This window comes from Streptomyces sp. GESEQ-35 (assembly GCF_017948485.1).
In the GTDB taxonomy this organism is placed as follows: Bacteria; Actinomycetota; Actinomycetes; order Streptomycetales; family Streptomycetaceae; genus Streptomyces.
Genome location: NZ_JAFFSX010000022.1, coordinates 129,679 through 148,712 on the forward strand (window position 1 = coordinate 129,679; position 19,034 = coordinate 148,712).

The window sequence follows — 19,034 nt, forward strand, 5'->3', positions numbered from 1 at the left end:
CCTAACCTAAGTTAGCCAGATTTTACGCAAGGGAAACCCAACCCCGCCCGTGACGGTGATCACTCCTGTCGCTGTCGCATCACTCGCCGCGCTCGCGCAGCTGCTCCTCGGTCAGCCCCTGCCGCCAGTAGCCCACGAACGTGACCCGGCGGCGGTCGATCCCGCGCTCGCCCACAAAGTGCCGGCGCAGCTGCTTCACACAGCCGGACTCGCCCGCGATCCAGACGTACGGGTGCTCGGCGGGCGGGAGTTGGGCGTCGCGCAGGGCGCCGAGGGCCATGGGGGACCCCTCAATGCCCGGCTTCTCGGCGACCAGCCAGTTGATCTCCACGTCCGCCTCGGTCGCCAGGTCCTGGATGTCACCGGCGTGGTGCACCTCCAGCCAGACCCGGGCGCGGGTGCCGGCCGGCAGCGACTCGACGATGGCGGAGACCGCGGGTACGGCCGTCTCGTCGCCCCAGATCACGACCAGGTCCGTGTCGGCGGGCGGCCGGAAGCGGATGGCCCGGTTGTCGGCGATCGCCGGTCCGAGCAGCTGCACCTTGTCCCCGGCGGCGGCCCGCGCGGCCCACCGGGAGGCAGGCCCGGCGGGCTCGTGCAGCACGAAGTCGATGTCGATCTCGTCGGGATCCCGCCGCAACGCCCGGAGCGTGTACGACCGCATCACGGCCCGCACGTCGTCGGGCTGTTCGCGCCACGCCTGCCACCAGCCGTCACCGAGCTCGACGGGGACGCGGGGCTCGGTCCGGCCCTCGGCGGGGATGAACAGCGACAGCGACTGGTCGCACCCGTCGGAGAAGAACTGCTGGAGGTCTTCGCCTGTGAAGCTGACCCGGACCAGAGACGGCCCGAGCCGCCGAGTCCGCACGACGTGCAGGGAGAAGAAACGGAACGGGGCGGCTACGGCGGTGGTCATCGGGGCGCTCCTGTGATCAGGCGGCGGGGTGACGTCCTTGTCTTTTAGGGGCGCGGGGAACTGCGCGACCAGCCACAACGGACCCGCAGTCACCCGCAAAGCTCAGCCACCCCTAATTCAGCTGACCTTCTTCGCGTTCTCAAGGGCCTCAGCGAGGTTCTCCAGAAGCGGCGTGCACTTGTCGTACGACAGGATCGGCTCCGGCGACCGCGCGATGACCTGCCCCGCCTTCACCGCAGGCAGCTTCTTCCACGTCGCCTCAGTGATGTCCGCCGGCTGAATCGTCGAAGTCCGGTCGTCCATCATGATGATGTCGGCCTTGTACTTGTCGACGTTCTCCCAGCTGAGGCTCTCGAACCAGCCACCGCCCACGGCCTTGGCCTTCTCGGGGGGCTCGACGAAGTTCACGCCGAGGGCCTTGAAGTACTCGAGGTCGATGGAGAGGTTCGTGCCGGAGACGTAGAACAGGTCCTGGCTGGCGGAGCCGGCCATCACCTTGATGTCGGGCTTGGCCTTGGCGGCGGCACGCAGCCGCGCGGCCGCGTCCTCGAACTTCTTCTTGGCCTCGGTGACCGCGGCGGCCTTCATGTCCCCGCCGAGCGACTCCGCGAGCGCCCACATGCGCTCCAGCGGCTCGGTGATCTGGCGGTCGTAGACGGAGATACCGACGCTCGGGGCGAGCTTGGCGATCTTGTCCTTGGACGCCTCGGGGACGTACCAGAGGGTGCCGGCGTCGTCGAACATCGTGGAGATGAGGACGTCCGGGGCGAGGGCGGCGTACTTCTCGACGTTGAACTGGTCCCAGGCGTTGCCGAGAATGGTCACCTTGCTGATGTCCATGTCGCCGGCCTGGACGTCGGCCTTGCCGTCCGTGGTCTTCGTCGGGCCGAAAACGCCCTTGACGGAGATGCCGTAGTCGTACAGTGCGGCGGCGACGCCGGTGAACGCGACGATGTTCGCCGGGGCCTTGTCGAGCTTCACCGTCGTACCGCGGTCGTCCTTGAACGACCAGGGGCCGGAGGTGTTGGCGGATGCCTTCGCGTCCGAGCCCTCGCTGCCCGAGTCGTCGTCGCCGCAGGCTGCGAGCACGGCGCCGAGGCCGAGGGCGCCGCCCGCGGCGAGGATGCCGCGGCGGGTGAGGTGGGTGGCTCTGGCGTTGGGCATGGGTACGCTGCTTTCGAACGGGGTGGATCACCTGCTGGACATTGCGAAAGTAGGTTAGCCTAACCTCATTACTTGTCCAGGGGGCGGGCAACCCCCTTGCTCAAGCCTGTGCGAAGCCGGTGACCTGCGGCTCAGCCCGTCAGCCCCAACTCCCGTGCGATCAGCATCCGTTGGACTTCACTCGTGCCCTCGCCGATCTCCAGGATCTTCGAGTCACGCCACATTCGCGCCACCGGGTACTCGTTCATGAAGCCGTAGCCGCCGTGGATCTGGGTCGCCTCGCGGGCGTTGTCGACGGCGATGGTGGACGAGTAGAGCTTGGCCAGTGCCGCCTCCTTCTTGAAGGGGTCCCCGGTCACCAGACGGGAGGCGGCGTCGCGCCAGGCCAGGCGGGAGGTGTGGGCCTTCATCTCCATGTCGGCGAGCTTGAACTGGATCGCCTGGTTGGCGCCGATGGGACGGCCGAAGGCCTGGCGTTCCCTGGCGTACTTCAGGGACTCGTCGACGCAGCCCTGGGCCAGGCCGGTCGCCAGCGCCGCGATCGCGATACGGCCCTCGTCGAGGATGCGCAGGAACTGGGCGTAGCCGCGGCCCTCCTCGCCCAGGAGGTTCGCGGCCGGGACCCGGACGTCCGCGAAGGACAGCTCGCGGGTGTCCGAGGCGTTCCAGCCGACCTTCGAGTAGGGGGCGGCGACCGTGAAACCGGGCGTGCCGGACGGGACGATGATCGCGGAGATCAGCGGCCTGCCGTCCGGCTTGCGGCCCGTGACCGCCGTGACCGTCACCAACTTCGTGATGTCCGTGCCGGAGTTGGTGATGAAGCACTTCGTGCCGTTGATCACCCATTCGTTCGTCTCGGCGTCCAGACGGGCCGTCGTACGCGTCGCGCCCGCGTCGCTGCCGCCGTCCGGCTCGGTCAGGCCGAAGGCGCCGAGGATCTCGCCGGTGCAGAGGCGGGGGAGCCACTCGCGCTTCTGCTCCTCCGTGCCGAAGAGGTGGATCGGCATCGCGCCGAGCGAGACGCCCGCCTCCAGGGTGATGGCCACCGAGGAGTCGACCCGGGCCAGCTCCTCCAGAGCCACGCCCAGCGCCAGATAGTCGCCGCCCATACCGCCGTACTCCTCCGGGAACGGCAGCCCGAACAGGCCCATGCGGCCCATCTCGCGGACGATCTCGTACGGGAATTCATGGTGTTCGTAGAACTCGCCGATCTTGGGTGCGACCACGTCGTGCGCGAACTGCTCGACCGTACGCCGGAGTTCTTCGAGTTCGGGGGAGAGACGGTGGTCCATGGCAGATCACTGCTCCTTGTGGGGCTGTGTCGTTTTGGCGAGTGCACGGACGGTGCGGGACGGGCTGGGTCGGCCCAGTCGGTCGGCCATCCACACGCTGGTGGCGACGAGGCGGCCGAGGTCTACTCCGGTGTCGATGCCGAGTCCCTGGAGCATCCACACGAGGTCTTCGGTGGCGAGGTTGCCGGTGGCGGACTTGGCGAACGGGCAGCCGCCGAGGCCGCCCGCCGAGGCGTCGACGGTGGTGACGCCGTGTTGCAGCGCGGCCAGGGTGTTGGCGAGTGCCTGGCCGTACGTGTCGTGGAAGTGCACACCGATCGCGGAGGTCGGCACGCCCTCTTCGTTCAGCTCGGCCAGCAGGTTCTGGACGTGCGCCGGGGTCGCCACGCCGATCGTGTCGCCGAGGCTCAGCTCGTCGCAGCCCATGTCCATCAGCGCCTTGCTGATCCGCACGACCTGGTGGACCGGGACCGGGCCCTCCCAGGGGTCGCCGAAGCACATCGACAGATAGCCGCGGACATGGACCTTGTGGTCCTTCGCCCGCGCGACCACCGGCTCGAACATGGCCAGCGCCTCGTCGACCGTGCGGTTGAGGTTGGCCTTCGCGAAGGACTCGGTGGCGCTGGCGAAGACGGCGACGCGACGCGCGTGCAGGGCCAGCGCCCGGTCGAGCCCGCGGGCGTTCGGCACCAGGACCGGGAGCGCGACCGGCAGCTCGCGCACGAGCGGGAACAGCTGTTCCGCGTCCGCCAGTTGGGGCACCCACTCGGGGTGGACGAAGCTGGTGGCCTCGATCGTCGTCAGGCCCGCGTCGGCCAGGCGGCGGATGAACTCCGCCTTGATCTCGGTCGGCACGGTCGACTTCTCGTTCTGGAGACCGTCGCGCGCGCCGACCTCGAAGATCCTTACCCGTGGGGGCAGGTCCTGGGCCGGTACGACCATGGGGAGTCCCTGAACCGTCATTCCGCTGCCTCCTCGTGCGGTGAGACGACCGCCAGTACCTGGTCCATGGCGACCGTCGTGCCCGGCGCCACGTCCAGCTCGGCGACCGTGCCGGCGTGCGGGGCGGAGATGACGTGCTCCATCTTCATCGCCTCCACGACCAGCAGGCTCTGGCCCGCGCTCACCTCGTCGCCGACGGCGACCTTCACGACCGTCACCGTCCCGGGCATGGGCGCGGTGAGCGAGTCGGCACCGGAGTGCGCGGCCCGGGTGAGCGACGCGGCCACCGGATCGTGGTCCCGCACCTGCCAGACGTCGCCGTCGCGGCCCAACCAGTCGCCGGCCCGGTGGAAGGTGTGCCGGACACCGTCCAGCAGCACCGACACCTCGTCGTCGGTGACGGTGTGGGTGCCGCGCGGGACGTACTCCACGGGGTCGTTCACCCGGAGGTGGAAGCCGACCGGCTTGGCCTCCCCGCCCAGCCGCCAGCCGCTCGGCACCGAGAACGGGTCGGTCCAGCCGTCGCCGCGCGGCCGGAGGGCTTCCAGGCGTACGGCCGCTGCCGCCTCGTAGACCTCTTCGGGTACGTCGGTGGAGACGAGGTCGGGCACAACCCGTTCGACCAGCCCCGTGTCCAACTCGCCCGCGACCACGGCCGGATGACCCAGCAGCCTCCGCAGGAACCCCGCGTTCGTCTGCACGCCCAGCGTCACCGTCCCGGCGAGGGCCGCCCGGAGCTTCCTGATCGCGGTCGCACGATCGGGGCCGTACGCGATCACCTTGGACAGCATCGGGTCGTACAGGCTGCCGACCTCCGTGCCCTCGCTGAGCCCGGAGTCGGTGCGGACGCCGTCGCCCTGGGGCTCGCGGAGACCGAGCACGGTGCCGCCGGTCGGGAGGAACCCGCGCGCGGGGTCCTCGGCGCAGACGCGGGCCTCGATCGCGTGCCCGGTGAGCGAGATGTCCTCCTGCGCCCACGGCAGTCGCTCGCCCGCCGCCACCCGCAGCTGCCACTCCACCAGGTCCAGGCCCGTGATCAGCTCCGTCACCGGGTGCTCGACCTGGAGGCGGGTGTTCATCTCCATGAAGGAGTACGACGACGGATCGCCGCCGGGGACGATGAACTCGACCGTGCCCGCGCCGACGTACCCGCAGGAACGGGCCGCCTGGATCGCCGCCTCGCCCATGGACGCACGCGTGGCCTCGTCGAGCAGGACGGAAGGCGCCTCCTCGATGATCTTCTGGTGGCGGCGCTGGAGGGAGCACTCGCGCTCGCCCAGGTGGATCACGTTCCCGTGGGAGTCCGCCAGGACCTGGATCTCGATGTGCCGGGGCCGGTCGATCCACCGCTCGACGAGCAGCGTGTCGTCGCCGAAGGAGGCCGCGGCCTCGCGCCGGGCCGCCGCGATCTCCTCGTCCAGGACGGCCAGGTCCCGCACCAGCCGCATGCCCTTGCCGCCACCGCCGGCCGACGGCTTGAGCAGCACGGGTGCACCCAACTCGCGGGCCGCGTCCGCCAGTTCGGGGTCGCGTCCGCCGGGCACCACCGGCACCCCGGCCGCCGCGACCGTCTCCTTCGCGCGGATCTTGTCACCCATCAGGGAGATGGCCTGCGCGGGCGGTCCGATGAAGACCAGCCCTTGTGCGTCGCACGCGCGCGCGAAGGCGGTGTTCTCGGCGAGGAAGCCGTACCCGGGGTGGACCGCCTGTGCGCCGGTGCGGGCGGCGGCGTCGAGGATGCGCTCCGCGGACAGATAGCTCTGCGCCGCCGGGGCCGGTCCGATCCGTACCGCCGTGTCGGCCTCCCGGACGTGCCGGGCGTCGGCGTCCGCGTCGGAGAAGACGGCGACCGAGCGGACGCCCAGAGCGCGCAGCGTGCGGATGACCCGGACGGCGATCTCACCCCGGTTGGCGACAAGCACTGTGTCGAACATCGTCGTAAGGTCCCTCACATCCGGAAGACGCCGAACTGGGGCTCGCCCAGGGGCGCGTTGGCGCACGCGGTCAGGGCCAGGCCCAGCACCTGACGGGTCTCCAGCGGGTCGATGACGCCGTCGTCCCAGAGGCGGGCGGTGGCGTAGTAAGCGTTCCCCTGACGCTCGTACTGCGCACGGATCGGCGCTTTGAAGTCCTCTTCCTCGTCCTGTGGCCAGGACTCCCCGCGGCCCTCCAACTGGTCCCGCTTGACGGTCGCGAGGACGGACGCGGCCTGCTCGCCGCCCATGACGGAGATCTTGGCGCCCGGCCACATCCACAGGAAGCGGGGGGAGTAGGCGCGGCCGCACATCGAGTAGTTCCCGGCGCCGTACGAGCCGCCCACCACGACGGTCAGTTTCGGCACCCGGGTCGTGGCGACCGCCGTCACCATCTTGGCGCCGTGCTTGGCGATGCCACCGGCCTCGTAGTCCCGCCCGACCATGAACCCGGAGATGTTCTGGAGGAACACCAGCGGGATCCCGCGCTGGTCGCACAGCTCGATGAAGTGGGCGCCCTTCTGGGCGGACTCGGAGAACAGGATGCCGTTGTTGGCGACGATGCCGACCGGGTGGCCGTGGATCCGGGCGAAGCCGGTGACCAGGGTCTGCCCGAACTCGGCCTTGAACTCGGCGAAGCGGGAGCTGTCGGTGACGCGCGCGATGACCTCGCGGACGTCGTACGGAGTACGGGGGTCGGCGGGCACGGCGCCGTACAGCCCGTACGGGTCGACCTTGGGTTCCGTGGCGGGCTCCACATTCCAGGGCAGCGGCCCGCGCGCGGGAAGCGTGGCGACGATGTTGCGGACGATGCGCAGCGCGTGCGCGTCGTCCTCCGCGAGGTGGTCGGTCACGCCGGACACACGCGCGTGGACCTCGCCGCCGCCGAGCTCCTCCGCGGTGACGACCTCACCGGTGGCGGCCTTCACGAGCGGGGGCCCGCCGAGAAAGATGGTCCCCTGATTGCGGACGATCACGGCCTCGTCGCTCATCGCGGGGACGTACGCCCCGCCGGCCGTGCACGAGCCGAGGACGGCGGCGATCTGCGGGATGCCGGCCGCCGACATCCGGGCCTGGTTGTAGAAGATGCGCCCGAAGTGCTCGCGGTCGGGGAAGACCTCGTCCTGCATGGGGAGGAAGGCGCCGCCGGAGTCGACGAGGTAGAGACAGGGCAGCCGGTTCTCCAGGGCGACTTCCTGCGCCCGCAGATGCTTCTTCACGGTGACGGGGTAGTACGTCCCCCCCTTCACGGTGGCGTCATTGGCGACGATCACGCACTCGCGCCCGCCGACCCGCCCGATCCCGGCGATGACACCGGCCGCCGGGGCCTGTCCGTCGTACATCCCGTCGGCCGCCAGCGGGGCCAGCTCCAGGAAGGGCGAGCCGGGGTCGAGGAGGGTGTCGACCCGGTCGCGGGGCAGCAGCTTGCCGCGCGCGGTGTGGCGGGCACGGGCCTTCTCGCCGCCGCCGAGCCGGGCGGCGGCCAGCTTGCCGCGCAGCTCCTCGACGAGCGCCAGCTGCGCCGCCTCATTGGCCCGCCAGGCCTCCGACGCGGGGTCTGCCGCGCTGTGGAGCTCCGGTGCCTGTTGCATCCTGCGGTCCCCTCACCTTGTTAATGAGCGTTAACCCATTTCCTTCAGGTTAACGACCACTAACCTCCCTGTCTAGAATTGCCTTCATGGCCACCAGAACCGACGCCCCCACCCGCCGTGAGCAGATCCTCAAGGAGGCGGCTCGACTCTTCGCCGAGCGCGGCTTCCACGGGGTGGGAGTCGACGAGATAGGTGCCGCGGTGGGCATCAGCGGCCCCGGTCTCTACCGGCACTTCGCGGGCAAGGACGCGATGCTCGCCGAGCTGCTGGTGGGCATCAGCGGCCAGCTGCTGACGGGCGGGAAGCGCAGGGTCGCCGAGACGGACGGCAACGCCGACGCGCTCCTCGACTCCCTCATCGAGGGCCACATCGACTTCGCCCTCGACGACCGTCCCCTCATCACCCTGCACGACCGCGAGCTGGACCGCCTCCGCGACAGCGACCGCAAGCTCGTACGGCAGCTTCAGCGGCAGTACGTCGAGCTGTGGGTGGAGGTGGTGCGCGAGGTGTACCCGGGGTTGAACGAACCGACGGCCCGGTCGGCGGTGCACTCGGTCTTCGGGCTGCTGAACTCGACCCCGCATCTGGGGCGGCCGGGGGCCTTGCCGGGGCGCGGGGTCACGGCGGAGCTGCTGCACCGGATGGCGCGGGGGGCGTTCGCGGCGGCGGGGGCGTGACGAGCGTTACGTACGGGCCGGTCTGGACGCGGCTTCGTACTCGCCGGTACGGTGGTTGCTGAGCAAGCGCTTAGCCATGGGACCGCAACCATCGATTGAGGAACCCCCACGGCGAGCAACCAGGTACGCGAGAGCGGCGCCGGTTTAGGCGCACAGAAGGGGTGGCGGCGTGCGCCGTACTGTGTTCAACGAGGATCACGAGGCGTTCCGGGAGACCCTTCGCGCCTTCATCGAGGCCGAGGTCGTGCCGGTCTACGACGAGTGGTTCGCCGCGGGCCAGGCGCCGCGCGACTTCTACTACAAGCTCGCCGAGCTCGGCATCTTCGGTATCCGCGTGGACGAGGAGTTCGGCGGCGCCGGCATCGACTCGTACAAGTTCGAGGCCGTGATGTACGAGGAGACGGCTCGCGCGGGTGTCCAGTTCGGCGGCTCCGGTGTGCACGTGCTGCTCGGTCTGCCGTACATCAAGATGCTCGCCACGGATGAGCAGAAGAAGCGGTTCCTGCCGAAGTTCGTCTCCGGTGAGGAGATGTGGGCCCTGGCGATGACCGAGCCGGGCACCGGGTCCGACCTCGCGGGCATGAAGACCACCGCCAAGCTGAGCGAGGACGGCACGCACTACGTCCTCAACGGCGCCAAGACCTTCATCACCGGTGGTGTCCACGCCGACAAGGTCATCGTCTGCGCCCGCACCGCCGCGCCCACCGCCGAGGACCGCCGCTTCGGCATCTCCCTCTTCGCCGTGGACACCAAGTCCGAGGGCTACTCGATCGGGCGGAAGCTCGACAAGCTGGGCCTCAAGACCTCCGACACCGCCGAGCTCGCGTTCGTCGACGTCAAGGTGCCCGTCGAGGACCTCCTCGGCGAGGAGAACAAGGGCTTCTCCTACCTCGGCCACAACCTCGCCTCCGAGCGCTGGGGCATCGCCTTCGGCGCCTACGCGCAGGCCAAGGCCGCGGTCCGGTTCGCCAAGGAGTACGTGCAGGAGCGCACCGTCTTCGGCAAGCCCGTCGCCTCCTTCCAGAACACCAAGTTCGAGCTGGCCGCCTGCCAGGCCGAGGTGGACGCGGCCGAGGCCGTCGTCGACCGTGCGCTGGAGGCCCTGGACGCCGACGAGCTCACCCCCGCCGAGGCCGCCAGCGCCAAGCTGTTCTGCACCGAGGTCGCGCACCGCGTGATCGACCGCTGCCTCCAGCTGCACGGCGGCTACGGCTTCATGAACGAGTACCCGATCGCCCGCCTGTACGCCGACAACCGCGTCAACCGTATCTACGGCGGCACCAGCGAGATCATGAAGACGATCATCGCGAAGGACATGGGGCTGTAAGACTTCACGGCCCCGCGTCGTGTGATCTTCAACCAAATGTCTACTCGCGGGTAACATTCGGCGGTCCGGCGTAACACGGGGCTGGGAGACTCATCCCATGAGCCAGGCACTACAGGGTCTCCTCGATCTGCTCGACCTTGAGCAGATCGAGGAGAACATCTTCCGCGGCCAGTCCCGCTCCGCCGTCGTCCCACGCGTCTTCGGCGGACAGGTCGCGGCCCAGGCGCTCGTCGCCGCCGGGCGTACGGTCCCCGAGGACCGTCTCGCCCACTCCCTCCACGCGTACTTCCTGCGCGCCGGCGACCCCGGCGCGCCCATCGTCTACACCGTCGACCGCATGAACGACGGCCGCTCCTTCACCGCGCGCCGCGTCGTCGCGGTCCAGCACGGACAGCCGATCTTCGCCCTGTCCGCGTCCTTCCAGAAACACGAGGAAGGCTTCGACCACCAGGCGCCGATGCCGTCGTCCCCCGACCCCGCCACGCTCCCCACCGCCGAGGAGCGGATGAGCGGGTACGGCCACCTCTCCCCCGACGTCCTGGAGAAGTTCGCCGAGGCCCGCGCCGCCGTCGACCTGCGCTACGTCGAGGAACCTCCGTACGGCAAGTTCGGCGAGCCCCGCGAACCGCACTCCCAGGTCTGGTTCCGCACCAACGGCAAGCTGGCCGACGACCCTCTCCTGCACGTCGTCCTCGCCACCTACGTCTCCGACATGACGCTCCTCGACTCGATCCTCCTCGCGCACGGGCGCGGCGGCTGGGCCGTCGGGGACGTCGTCGGCGCCTCCCTCGACCACGCGATGTGGTTCCACCGCCCCTTCCGTGCCGACGAGTGGCTCCTGTACGACCAGGAGTCGCCGTCCGCGCACGGCGGCCGCGGCCTCGGCCAGGCCCGGATCTACACCCAGGACGGAAACCTCGCGATCTCGGTGATACAGGAGGGCGTCGTCCGCGCCCCTCGATCACACTGAGGGGCATGAGTCCACCGGAAGGCGGCGGCGAGAGCACCACCACGGTCATCGTCGCCGCCCTCGCCAATCTCGGGATCGCGGCCGCCAAGGCCGTCGCCGGCGTCATCAGCGGATCCAGCGCGATGCTCTCCGAGGCCGCACACTCCGTCGCCGACACCGTCACCGAGCTGCTGCTGCTCACGGCCCTCAAGCGCAGCGAGAAACCCGCCGACGAGGAACATCCGCTCGGCTACGGCCCCGAGCGGTACATCTGGGCGCTGCTCGCCGCCGTCGCCACCTTCGTCGGCGGCGCGGTCTTCTCGATCTACGACGGGATCCACACCCTGGTCGAGGGCGAGGAGCTGGGTGACCCGCTCGTGTCGTACATCGTGCTCGCCCTCGCGTTCCTGCTGGAGGGCTACTCCCTGCGGACCGGCCTGAAGCAGGCGCGCGGCGAGGCGGCCCGCTTCAAGGCGCCCTTCAAGGTCTACCTCCGGCACACCCCCGACACCGCCGTGAAGGCCGTCGTCCTGGAGGACACGGCCGCGCTCGCGGGCCTGCTGCTGGCGGCGGGCGGCCTGCTCGGCGGGCAGCTCACCGGGTCGGGCGTATGGGACGGCATCGCCTCCCTCTGCATCGGCCTGCTCCTGCTGTACGTCGCCTGGGTCCTCGGCCGCTCCAACGCCGAACTCCTCATCGGCCGCCCGCTGCCGAAGCCCATGCGGGAGCGGATCCGCGCCGAGCTGCTGGCCGTGGAGCACATCGAGGCCGTACTGGAGCTGACGACACTCGTGCAGGGACCGCGGGAGGCGCTGGTCGCCGCGAAGATCGACTTCCGGGACATCTCGACGGCCGCGCAGATCGAGTGGGCCTGCGAGCAGGCCGAGCAGCGGCTGCGGGAGGCGTTCCCCGCGGTGACCCGGCTGTATCTGGATCCGACGCCAGGGCATGCGCAGCGACGGGAAGAGGGGCTCAACCCCTGGCCCTGAACGCCGGTCCGCGTGCTTGCCGAGGCTCGGGGCTGTCCGGCGGACCATGTCGCAGACGCGGGGCCCGCCACGCCGATCTGCGGTGTTGTCGCCGGTTGCCGACTCCCCACGCTCGAAGGCGCTCGCGCGGGGGACCCCCATCGCGTCGACCGACCTGATCTGCCGGACAGGCCCTAGGCCAGCCCCGCCTCCGTCAGCAGATACGCCGTCAACGGGTCGTAGTAGCGCGGGCTGAGCACGTGGTCGTCGAGCGGGATCGCGACCTGGAGGGTGCCTTCGGACTCGGCGAGGAAGAGGGCGGGGTCGTTGCAGTCCGCGTAACCGACGGAGTCGACGCCGTGCTGGGCGGCGTAACCGGCCCAGCCGTGGTCGGCGACGACCAGGTCGGGCAGCGGGCGGCCCTCCTGATCGAGGCTCGTGAGGATGGCGCGCATCGGATCGCCGGAGTGCGTGTGCCACAGCGTGGCGCCGTGCTCCAGCATCGCCACGTCCGCGAACTGCATGACGTACCCCTCGTCCGTCTGGAGCCCGTCCGGGATCACGACGATCTCGCAGCCGGCCGTGCGCAGCGCGGCGGCCGTGGCGCGGTGCACGTCGAGCAGGCCGCCGGGGTGGCCGGTGGCGAACAGCACCCGCTGCTCGCCGTCCGCCGCCTTGCGCAGCCGGGCCGCCATCCGGTCCAGGGCGTCGACCGTCAGCTCGGGGTCGATGGTGTCCTGGCCGTACCGGTACTCCGGATCGTCATGGACACCCACCCGCTCCGTCATCACCGCGAGCACGTCCTGCTCGTCCGTCCAGCGCTCCCCGAGCTCGAGGCCGAGCCAGTAATGCCGGTCGCCGTTCGCCAGCTTGCGGTAGTGGGAGAGGTTGTTCTCGCGAGGGGTGGCCACGTCGCCCGCGATGCGGGTCTTCACGAGGTGGTCGACGAGCTCGGCGCGGCTGGGTGTCCCGGGTATCGGCATGAGAACCATTGTGGAGCAGACCTCTGTGCGAACACCCGGCGTCCCGACCGCTGGGACGTGCGTCACTCACCGTTTCCGCAGGGCGAACCACAGTTCCATGCGTACGTCGGGATCGTCCAAGTCGGCGTCCAGCAGCGCCGCGCACCGGGCGATCCGCTGCCGCACGGTGTTTCGGTGCACGGACAGCGCCACGGCCGTACGGTCCCAACTCCCGTGCAGGGAAAGCCAGGTGTGCAGGGTCTCGGTGAGGGCCGGGGTGGCGGCGACGGGGGCGAGGAGGGTGCGGGCGTGCGCCTCGGCCTCGTCCTGCGGGAAGAGTTCGGTGAGACTGCGGTGGGCGCCGTGCCGGATCAGGGCCGTGCGGGTGGCACGCGCGCGTGCCAGGGCACGGGCCGCCTGAGTGTCGGCGGCCGGCCACTCCTGCGGCGCGACGGCCGCGCTGACCCCGAGCGTCCAGCCGGGCTGCGGGGCGATCTCACGGACCGGTACGAGTACTCGTACGACATCCCCTGCGAGGTCCACCAACGGCGAACCGAGCGCGGCGCCCAGCGCGGAGGCGGCGACCGCGTCGGGGGTGTGCGCGTCGGGCCGCGCATGCACGACCAGCCACCGGTCACCGCCTGGACGCTTCGCTGGAAGTGCCGAGATGTGCCGTCGGTCTGCTGCGGCGCCATCGTGGCTGGTCGCGCAGTTCCCCGCGCCCCTTCGGGGCGCGGCCAAACCGCAGCCGACTTCACCTGATCTGCTGAGTAGCGGCGCGACGTCCTCGGGAGGGCTGCCCAGCAGCAGCCGTACCAGCGCGGAGGACCGGGCCGCACCCGCGCCGCTGTGGTGTTCGCCGGTGAGGAGGGTGAGCAGCACCGCGGCGACGGAGGCGATGGTGTGGTCACCGGGGTCGCGCTGCGGGGCCGCGATACCGAGGACGAAGCCCTGACCGGAGCCGAGGGCGTAGGCGGCGAGGTGAGTGCCGGCGACGGTGTCGGTGGCGGAGGTGGGGGAGGGACGGCTCGCGGGTGGGCGTTCGGTGGGCACGGGAGAGCCAGGCGCGCCGGGCTCACGTGGCTGCCGAGCTGTGCCTGTCGGGCCGGGACCCGCGGGTTGCCGAGTCGTGCCTGTCGCGCCGGGCTCTGTCGGTCGTCGAGCTGTGCCTGTCGGGCCGGGACCCGCGGGTTGTCGAGTCGTGTTTGTCGCGCTGGGCTCTGTCGGTCGTCGAGCTGTGCCTGTTGCGCCGGGACCCGCGGGTTGCCGAGCCTTGCCTGTTGCGTCGGGACCCGCGGGTTGTCGAGTCGTGCCTGTCGCTCCGGGCTCCGTCGGCTGCCGGGTCGCGCTCGTCGGCCGTACCACCCCCGCCAGATCCGCGAGCGCCTCCTTCACCTCAGCCCCGGGTCCCCGCCCCGCCTCCGCGATCTCCCCGCCGTCCGGGCCGTACAGCACGGCCCGTCCGCCGACCCGCTGGGCGAGCTGTCGCAGGACCGACGGCACCGGGTCCGGGCGGGACGCGGCGGCCGCCAGGCTCTGCTGGGCCTCCGTCACGCGGCGCAGCTCAGCCAGGCGGGCCTGGGCCATGAGCTGCCAGACCGCGCGGGCCACACCGGAGAAGGTGGTCTGCGGCGGGACCTCGACCAGCGGCAGCTCGTACGCCTCGCAGGCCGCGACCAGCGCCCGCGGCACCGTGTCGTGCACCGGTGCCACACCGAAGCCGAGGGCCGCGCCGCCCGCCGCGACGATCCGGGACACATAGTCGTCGAAGTACGTGCCCGAGCCCGCCGCGTCCTGAATGTGCACCCCGGCGGTCAGCAGCAGCTCGCCGCCCAGCAGATACGGGTACGGGTCCGCCATCTCCGAGGTGTGCGCCCAGTGGATGACGATGTCCGGATCGGTGGGCCCGGCGATCTGGCGCAGGGCGAGGTCCTCGCGGGCCAGGAGTGCCGCGAGGGGCACGGGTGGCGTGGGGGGAACGGCGGGGTCCGGCATGGTGTGCGTTCCCTCCACTCGAAGCACCTTGAATGGATGAAACGTACACTTCGCAGTCGCTTTCCGGCCACCTAGGGTCAGTCCTCAGCACCCGCCGGCGAGACCGACCGAAGGAGGGCCCTGTGGCCATCGACTACACAGTGATCGTCGTCTATCTGGCCGCCATGCTGGCCATGGGCTGGTGGGGCATGCGCCGCGCCAGGTCGAAGAGCGAGTTCCTCGTCGCCGGGCGCCGTCTCGGACCCACCATGTACTCCGGCACCATGGCCGCGATCGTCCTCGGCGGCGCGTCCACCATCGGTGGGGTGGGGCTCGGGTATCAGTACGGGCTGTCGGGCGCGTGGATGGTGTTCGCCATCGGGCTGGGCCTGCTCGCCCTGTCCGTCTTCTTCTCCGCCCGCATCGCCCGGCTGAAGGTCTACACCGTCTCCGAGATGCTGGATCTCCGCTACGGCGGCCGGGCCGGCGTCATCTCCGGCGTGGTCATGTGGGCGTACACCCTGATGCTCGCCGTCACCTCGACCATCGCGTACGCCACGATCTTCGACGTCCTCTTCGACATGAACCGGACCGTCGCGATCATCCTCGGCGGCTCGATCGTCGTCGCGTACTCGACGCTCGGCGGCATGTGGTCGATCACGCTGACGGACATGGTGCAGTTCGTGGTGAAGACCATCGGCGTGCTGCTGCTCCTGCTGCCCATCGCCGTCGTCAAGGCGGGCGGGTTCAGCGAGATGAAGGCGCAGCTGCCCACCGAGTACTTCGACCCGCTGGGCATCGGCGGCGAGACGATCTTCACCTACGTGCTGATCTACACCTTCGGCATGCTCATCGGTCAGGACATCTGGCAGCGCGTCTTCACCGCGCGCAGCGACACGACGGCGAAGTGGGGCGGCACGGTCGCGGGCACCTACTGCCTCGCGTACGCCCTCGCCGGTGCCGTCATCGGTACGGCGGCCAAGGTGCTCTACCCGAAGCTGGGGAGCCCGGACGACGCCTTCGCGACCATCGTGAAGGACGAACTCCCGGTCGGCGTCAGGGGATTGGTGCTGGCCGCCGCCCTGGCCGCGGTGATGTCGACGTCCTCCGGCGCGCTGATCGCCTGTGCCACCGTCGCCAACAACGACATCTGGTCGCGGCTGCGGGGGAGGATCGCGTCCGGTGACCGTGACGAGGTCAAGGACAACCGTGCCTTCATCCTCATCATGGGCCTCGCCGTGATCGGTACGGCCATCGCGCTCAACAACGTCGTCGAGGCGCTGACGGTGGCGTACAACCTGCTCGTCGGCGGACTCCTCGTCCCGATCCTCGGCGGACTGCTGTGGAAGCGGGGCACGGCCCCGGGCGCGCTCGCCTCCGTCGCGGTCGGCGGTCTCTCCGTCATCGGCCTGATGGCGACGTACGGCATCCTCGCCAACGAGCCCATCTACTACGGCCTGCTGTCCTCCCTGGCCGCCTACGTCGTCGTGTCCCTGGCGACGAAGCCGACCGATGCGGCCGTACTCGCCGCATGGCGCGAGCGACTTGCCGGGCGGGCACCCGAACTCGCTTCCGAGCCGGTTCCGGCCCACCAGTAGAGTCGTACATACGTGATGAAGTGCAGGAAAGAAGGCATACGTCCATGAGCAGCAACGAGACGCCCCGCGGCCCCGTCGACTCCTCCCGCGTCCCGCGGTACGCCGGACCCGCGACCTTCGCCCGGCTGCCGCGACTCGACGAGGTCGGCCGTGCCGATGTCGCCGTGGTCGGCGTGCCGTTCGACTCGGGCGTCTCGTACCGGCCGGGCGCCCGCTTCGGCGGCAACGCGATCCGCGAGGCGTCCCGGCTGCTGCGCCCCTACAACCCGGCGCAGGACGCGTCCCCGTTCGCGCTGGCGCAGGTCGCGGACGGCGGGGACATCGCGGTGAACCCCTTCAACATCAACGAGGCCGTGGAGACCGTCGAGGCGGCGGCGGACGAGCTGCTGGGGACGGGGGCCAGGCTCATGACCCTCGGCGGCGACCACACGATCGCGCTGCCGTTGCTGAGGTCGGTAGCCAAGAAGCACGGGCCGGTGGCGCTGCTGCACTTCGATGCCCACCTCGACACCTGGGACACGTACTTCGGCGCGGAGTACACGCACGGGACGCCCTTCCGGCGGGCGGTGGAGGAGGGGATCCTGGACACCGCCGCCCTCTCCCACGTCGGTACGCGCGGCCCGCTGTACGGCAAGCAGGATCTGGACGACGACGAGAAGATGGGCTTCGGCATCGTCACGTCGGCGGACGTCATGAGGCGCGGCGTCGACGAGGTCGCCGACCAGCTGCGGCAGCGCATCGGCGACCGCCCGCTGTACATCTCCATCGACATCGACTGCCTGGACCCGGCCCACGCGCCCGGCACCGGAACGCCCGAGGCGGGCGGCATGACGTCGAGGGAGCTGCTGGAGATCCTGCGGGGGCTGGCCTCCTGCAACCTGGTCTCGGCCGACGTCGTCGAGGTGGCGCCCGCGTACGATCACGCCGAGATCACGTCGGTGGCCGCGTCCCACACGGCGTACGAACTGACCACGATCATGTCCCGCCAGATTGCAGAGGCCCGCGCGAAGTGACTCACGACCACGACCTGGTACTCCGCCCCACCGCCGCTCAGACGGAGGCCGCGCTGAACCCTCCCCCCGGCCGCAACGGCGGGGACCTGGTCGTGGAGACGCTGGCCGGGCTCGGCGCGACCACGGTGTTCGGGCTGCCCGGCCAGCACGCGCTGGGCATGTTCGACGCGCTGCGCCGCAGCGACCTGCGGTACATCGGCCTGCGGGTGGAGAACAACGCCGGGTTCGCGGCCGACGCGTACGGCCGGATCACGGGCGAGGCGGCACCGCTGCTGCTGTCGACGGGGCCGGGCGCGCTGACCTCACTGGCCGCGCTCCAGGAGGCGGCCGCGGCCTCCGCCCCCGTGCTGGCGATCAGCAGCCAGATCCCGACCGCGGGGCTGGGCGGCGGCCGGCACGGGTATCTGCATGAACTCCCGGACCAGGCGGCCTCGTTCAGGGGCGTGGTCAAGTCCGTCCACACGGTCCGTACGCAGTCCCAGATCCCGTCCGCGATCGAGGCGGCCTGGAAGTCGGCGCTGACGGTTCCGCACGGCCCGGTATGGGTGGAGATCCCGCAGGACGTGCTGCTGGCCGAGACCTCGATCCCGGTGGTGACGGGCGGCGACGCCTTCCCCGACGAGCTGCCTCCGCGCCCCGAACTGACGGCGGTGGCAGCCGACTTGCTGTCGAAGGCGGCCCGCCCGGCGATCATCGCGGGCGGGGGAGTGGTACGGGCGGACGCCTCGGGCAAGCTGAAGCAGCTGGCGGAGGTCCTCCAGGCGCCGGTCGTCACGACCCCCGGCGGCAAGGGCGCGTTCCCCTGGAAGCACCCGCTGTCATTGCAGTCCTGGATCGAGGACCGGCACACCACGGACTTCCTGGAGGACGCGGACGTACTCCTGGTGGTGGGCTCGGGGTTGGGCGAGGTGTCGTCCAACTACCACACGTTCAAGCCGCGCGGCCGGGTGATCCAGATCGAGGCGGACCTCGGCAAGCTGGAGTCCAACCATCCGGCGCTGGGCATCCACGCGGACGCGCGCCTTGCGCTTCAGGCGCTGCTGGAGACGGTGGAGGAGCGTTCCGACTCCTCGGCCCCGGAACGCGTACGAACGGTGCTCGCGAAGGTGTCCGAGCGTATCGCCGCCCAGGAACTCACCCTGGAACAGGACGTGTTGGCCTCGGTGCGCAGGGCCCTGCCCGCCGACTCCCCGTCCTTCTGGGACATGACGATCCTCGCGTACTGGGCCTGGTCGGCGTTCGACGCCAAGGGCCCCAACCACCTGCACTCGGCCCAGGGTGCCGGCGGCCTCGGCTACGGCTTCCCGGCGGCGCTCGGCGCGGCCGCCGCCGACCCGACCCGCCCGGTGCTGGCGGTGTCGGGCGACGGCGGCGCCCTCTACTCCATCGCCGAGCTGGCGACGGCCAAGCAGTACGACCTGCCGGTCACCTGGCTGATCGTCGACGACGGCGGCTACGGCATCCTCCGCGAGTACATGAACGACGCCTTCGGCGAGGCGACGGCGACGGAGCTGACGCGGCCGGACTATGTGGCGCTGGCGGAGTCGTTCGGGGTCCCGGGGGTTCGCACGTCCCCCGAGACCCTGGAGACGGACCTCGCGAAGGCGCTGGCGGCACCGGGACCCTCGGTGGTCGTACTCCCGGCTGTGCTGCGGATGTTCGCGCCTACGCATCTGTAGGGCCGACC

15 protein-coding genes are annotated in these 19,034 nt (G+C 70.6%); 7 read left to right on the forward strand and 8 right to left on the reverse strand.

Features of this window, described 5'->3' with window-relative positions:
• Positions 1–79: 79 nt before the first annotated feature.
• From KCH87_RS33985 to KCH87_RS34010, 6 genes are all read right to left on the reverse strand, one after another.
• Entirely contained in the window at positions 80–916 is an 837-nt protein-coding gene (locus tag KCH87_RS33985; RefSeq protein ID WP_210591249.1) for a siderophore-interacting protein, read from the reverse strand.
• 117 nt (positions 917–1,033) lie between these two features.
• Positions 1,034–2,080: an ABC transporter substrate-binding protein gene (locus tag KCH87_RS33990; protein WP_210591251.1), complete on the reverse strand. Its 1,047-nt coding sequence runs from the start codon at positions 2,078–2,080 to the stop codon at positions 1,034–1,036.
• A gap of 131 nt (positions 2,081–2,211) precedes the next feature.
• Positions 2,212–3,372, reverse strand: coding sequence for an acyl-CoA dehydrogenase family protein (locus KCH87_RS33995; protein WP_210591252.1), 1,161 nt, complete (start codon positions 3,370–3,372; stop codon positions 2,212–2,214).
• 6 nt (positions 3,373–3,378) lie between these two features.
• Positions 3,379–4,335 carry a hydroxymethylglutaryl-CoA lyase gene (locus tag KCH87_RS34000; protein WP_210591254.1) on the reverse strand — a complete coding sequence of 319 codons (957 nt, stop codon included), beginning with the start codon at positions 4,333–4,335 and terminating at the stop codon, positions 3,379–3,381.
• The gene (locus tag KCH87_RS34005; protein WP_210591257.1) at positions 4,332–6,248 is read right to left on the reverse strand and encodes a biotin carboxylase N-terminal domain-containing protein; all 1,917 of its coding nucleotides are present in this window, start codon (positions 6,246–6,248) and stop codon (positions 4,332–4,334) included. Before KCH87_RS34005 ends, KCH87_RS34000 begins: the two co-directional genes overlap by 4 nt.
• Before the next feature lie 14 nt (positions 6,249–6,262).
• Positions 6,263–7,879 (reverse strand): carboxyl transferase domain-containing protein, encoded by a 1,617-nt coding sequence (locus KCH87_RS34010; protein ID WP_210591259.1) that lies wholly within the window; start codon positions 7,877–7,879, stop codon positions 6,263–6,265.
• Positions 7,880–7,965: 86 nt separating this feature from the next.
• On the opposite strand from KCH87_RS34010, the gene KCH87_RS34015 reads away from it, so the two are divergent.
• The 4 genes from KCH87_RS34015 to KCH87_RS34030 all read left to right on the forward strand — a co-directional run bounded on the left by KCH87_RS34015 (position 7,966) and on the right by KCH87_RS34030 (position 11,821).
• Positions 7,966–8,556, forward strand: a complete 591-nt coding sequence (locus KCH87_RS34015) for a TetR/AcrR family transcriptional regulator (RefSeq protein WP_210591262.1) — start codon at positions 7,966–7,968, stop codon at positions 8,554–8,556.
• 169 nt (positions 8,557–8,725) lie between these two features.
• Entirely contained in the window at positions 8,726–9,883 is a 1,158-nt protein-coding gene (locus KCH87_RS34020) for an acyl-CoA dehydrogenase family protein (protein WP_210591265.1), read from the forward strand.
• A 97-nt stretch (positions 9,884–9,980) separates the two neighbouring features.
• Positions 9,981–10,853 (forward strand): acyl-CoA thioesterase II, encoded by an 873-nt coding sequence (locus KCH87_RS34025; RefSeq protein WP_210591268.1) that lies wholly within the window; start codon positions 9,981–9,983, stop codon positions 10,851–10,853.
• A 5-nt stretch (positions 10,854–10,858) separates the two neighbouring features.
• Positions 10,859–11,821, forward strand: coding sequence for a cation diffusion facilitator family transporter (locus tag KCH87_RS34030; RefSeq protein ID WP_210591271.1), 963 nt, complete (start codon positions 10,859–10,861; stop codon positions 11,819–11,821).
• A 173-nt stretch (positions 11,822–11,994) separates the two neighbouring features.
• Here KCH87_RS34030 and KCH87_RS34035 read toward each other — a convergent pair whose 3' ends face one another.
• Together KCH87_RS34035 and KCH87_RS34040 are read right to left on the reverse strand one after the other, a co-directional pair.
• Complete coding sequence (locus KCH87_RS34035; RefSeq protein WP_210591275.1) at positions 11,995–12,783, reverse strand: phosphatase; 789 nt, start codon at positions 12,781–12,783, stop codon at positions 11,995–11,997.
• A 66-nt stretch (positions 12,784–12,849) separates the two neighbouring features.
• Positions 12,850–14,757 carry a PucR family transcriptional regulator ligand-binding domain-containing protein gene (locus tag KCH87_RS34040; protein WP_210591278.1) on the reverse strand — a complete coding sequence of 636 codons (1,908 nt, stop codon included), beginning with the start codon at positions 14,755–14,757 and terminating at the stop codon, positions 12,850–12,852.
• 122 nt (positions 14,758–14,879) lie between these two features.
• Between KCH87_RS34040 and KCH87_RS34045 the strand changes: the two genes are divergently transcribed.
• Genes KCH87_RS34045 through KCH87_RS34055 form a run of 3 tightly spaced genes read left to right on the forward strand, consistent with a single transcriptional unit; the run spans position 14,880 to position 19,026 of the window.
• Entirely contained in the window at positions 14,880–16,334 is a 1,455-nt protein-coding gene (locus tag KCH87_RS34045; protein WP_210591281.1) for a sodium:solute symporter, read from the forward strand.
• Between the two features lie 44 nt (positions 16,335–16,378).
• The gene (speB, locus tag KCH87_RS34050; protein ID WP_210591284.1) at positions 16,379–17,347 is read left to right on the forward strand and encodes an agmatinase; all 969 of its coding nucleotides are present in this window, start codon (positions 16,379–16,381) and stop codon (positions 17,345–17,347) included.
• The gene (locus KCH87_RS34055) at positions 17,344–19,026 is read left to right on the forward strand and encodes a thiamine pyrophosphate-binding protein (protein WP_210591286.1); all 1,683 of its coding nucleotides are present in this window, start codon (positions 17,344–17,346) and stop codon (positions 19,024–19,026) included. Before speB ends, KCH87_RS34055 begins: the two co-directional genes overlap by 4 nt.
• The last annotated feature ends 8 nt before the right edge of the window (positions 19,027–19,034 follow it).

Coding starts and splice junctions, on each gene's coding strand:
- KCH87_RS33995 (WP_210591252.1), bottom strand. CDS start 3,372: ATGGACCACCGTCTCTCCCCCGAACTCGAAGAACTCCGGCGTACGGTC.
- KCH87_RS34015 (WP_210591262.1), top strand. CDS start 7,966: ATGGCCACCAGAACCGACGCCCCCACCCGCCGTGAGCAGATCCTCAAG.
- KCH87_RS34030 (WP_210591271.1), top strand. CDS start 10,859: ATGAGTCCACCGGAAGGCGGCGGCGAGAGCACCACCACGGTCATCGTC.
- KCH87_RS34010 (WP_210591259.1), bottom strand. CDS start 7,879: ATGCAACAGGCACCGGAGCTCCACAGCGCGGCAGACCCCGCGTCGGAG.
- KCH87_RS34035 (WP_210591275.1), bottom strand. CDS start 12,783: ATGCCGATACCCGGGACACCCAGCCGCGCCGAGCTCGTCGACCACCTC.
- KCH87_RS34025 (WP_210591268.1), top strand. CDS start 9,981: ATGAGCCAGGCACTACAGGGTCTCCTCGATCTGCTCGACCTTGAGCAG.
- KCH87_RS33985 (WP_210591249.1), bottom strand. CDS start 916: ATGACCACCGCCGTAGCCGCCCCGTTCCGTTTCTTCTCCCTGCACGTC.
- KCH87_RS34000 (WP_210591254.1), bottom strand. CDS start 4,335: ATGACGGTTCAGGGACTCCCCATGGTCGTACCGGCCCAGGACCTGCCC.
- KCH87_RS34005 (WP_210591257.1), bottom strand. CDS start 6,248: ATGTTCGACACAGTGCTTGTCGCCAACCGGGGTGAGATCGCCGTCCGG.
- KCH87_RS33990 (WP_210591251.1), bottom strand. CDS start 2,080: ATGCCCAACGCCAGAGCCACCCACCTCACCCGCCGCGGCATCCTCGCC.
- speB (WP_210591284.1), top strand. CDS start 16,379: ATGAGCAGCAACGAGACGCCCCGCGGCCCCGTCGACTCCTCCCGCGTC.
- KCH87_RS34040 (WP_210591278.1), bottom strand. CDS start 14,757: ATGCCGGACCCCGCCGTTCCCCCCACGCCACCCGTGCCCCTCGCGGCA.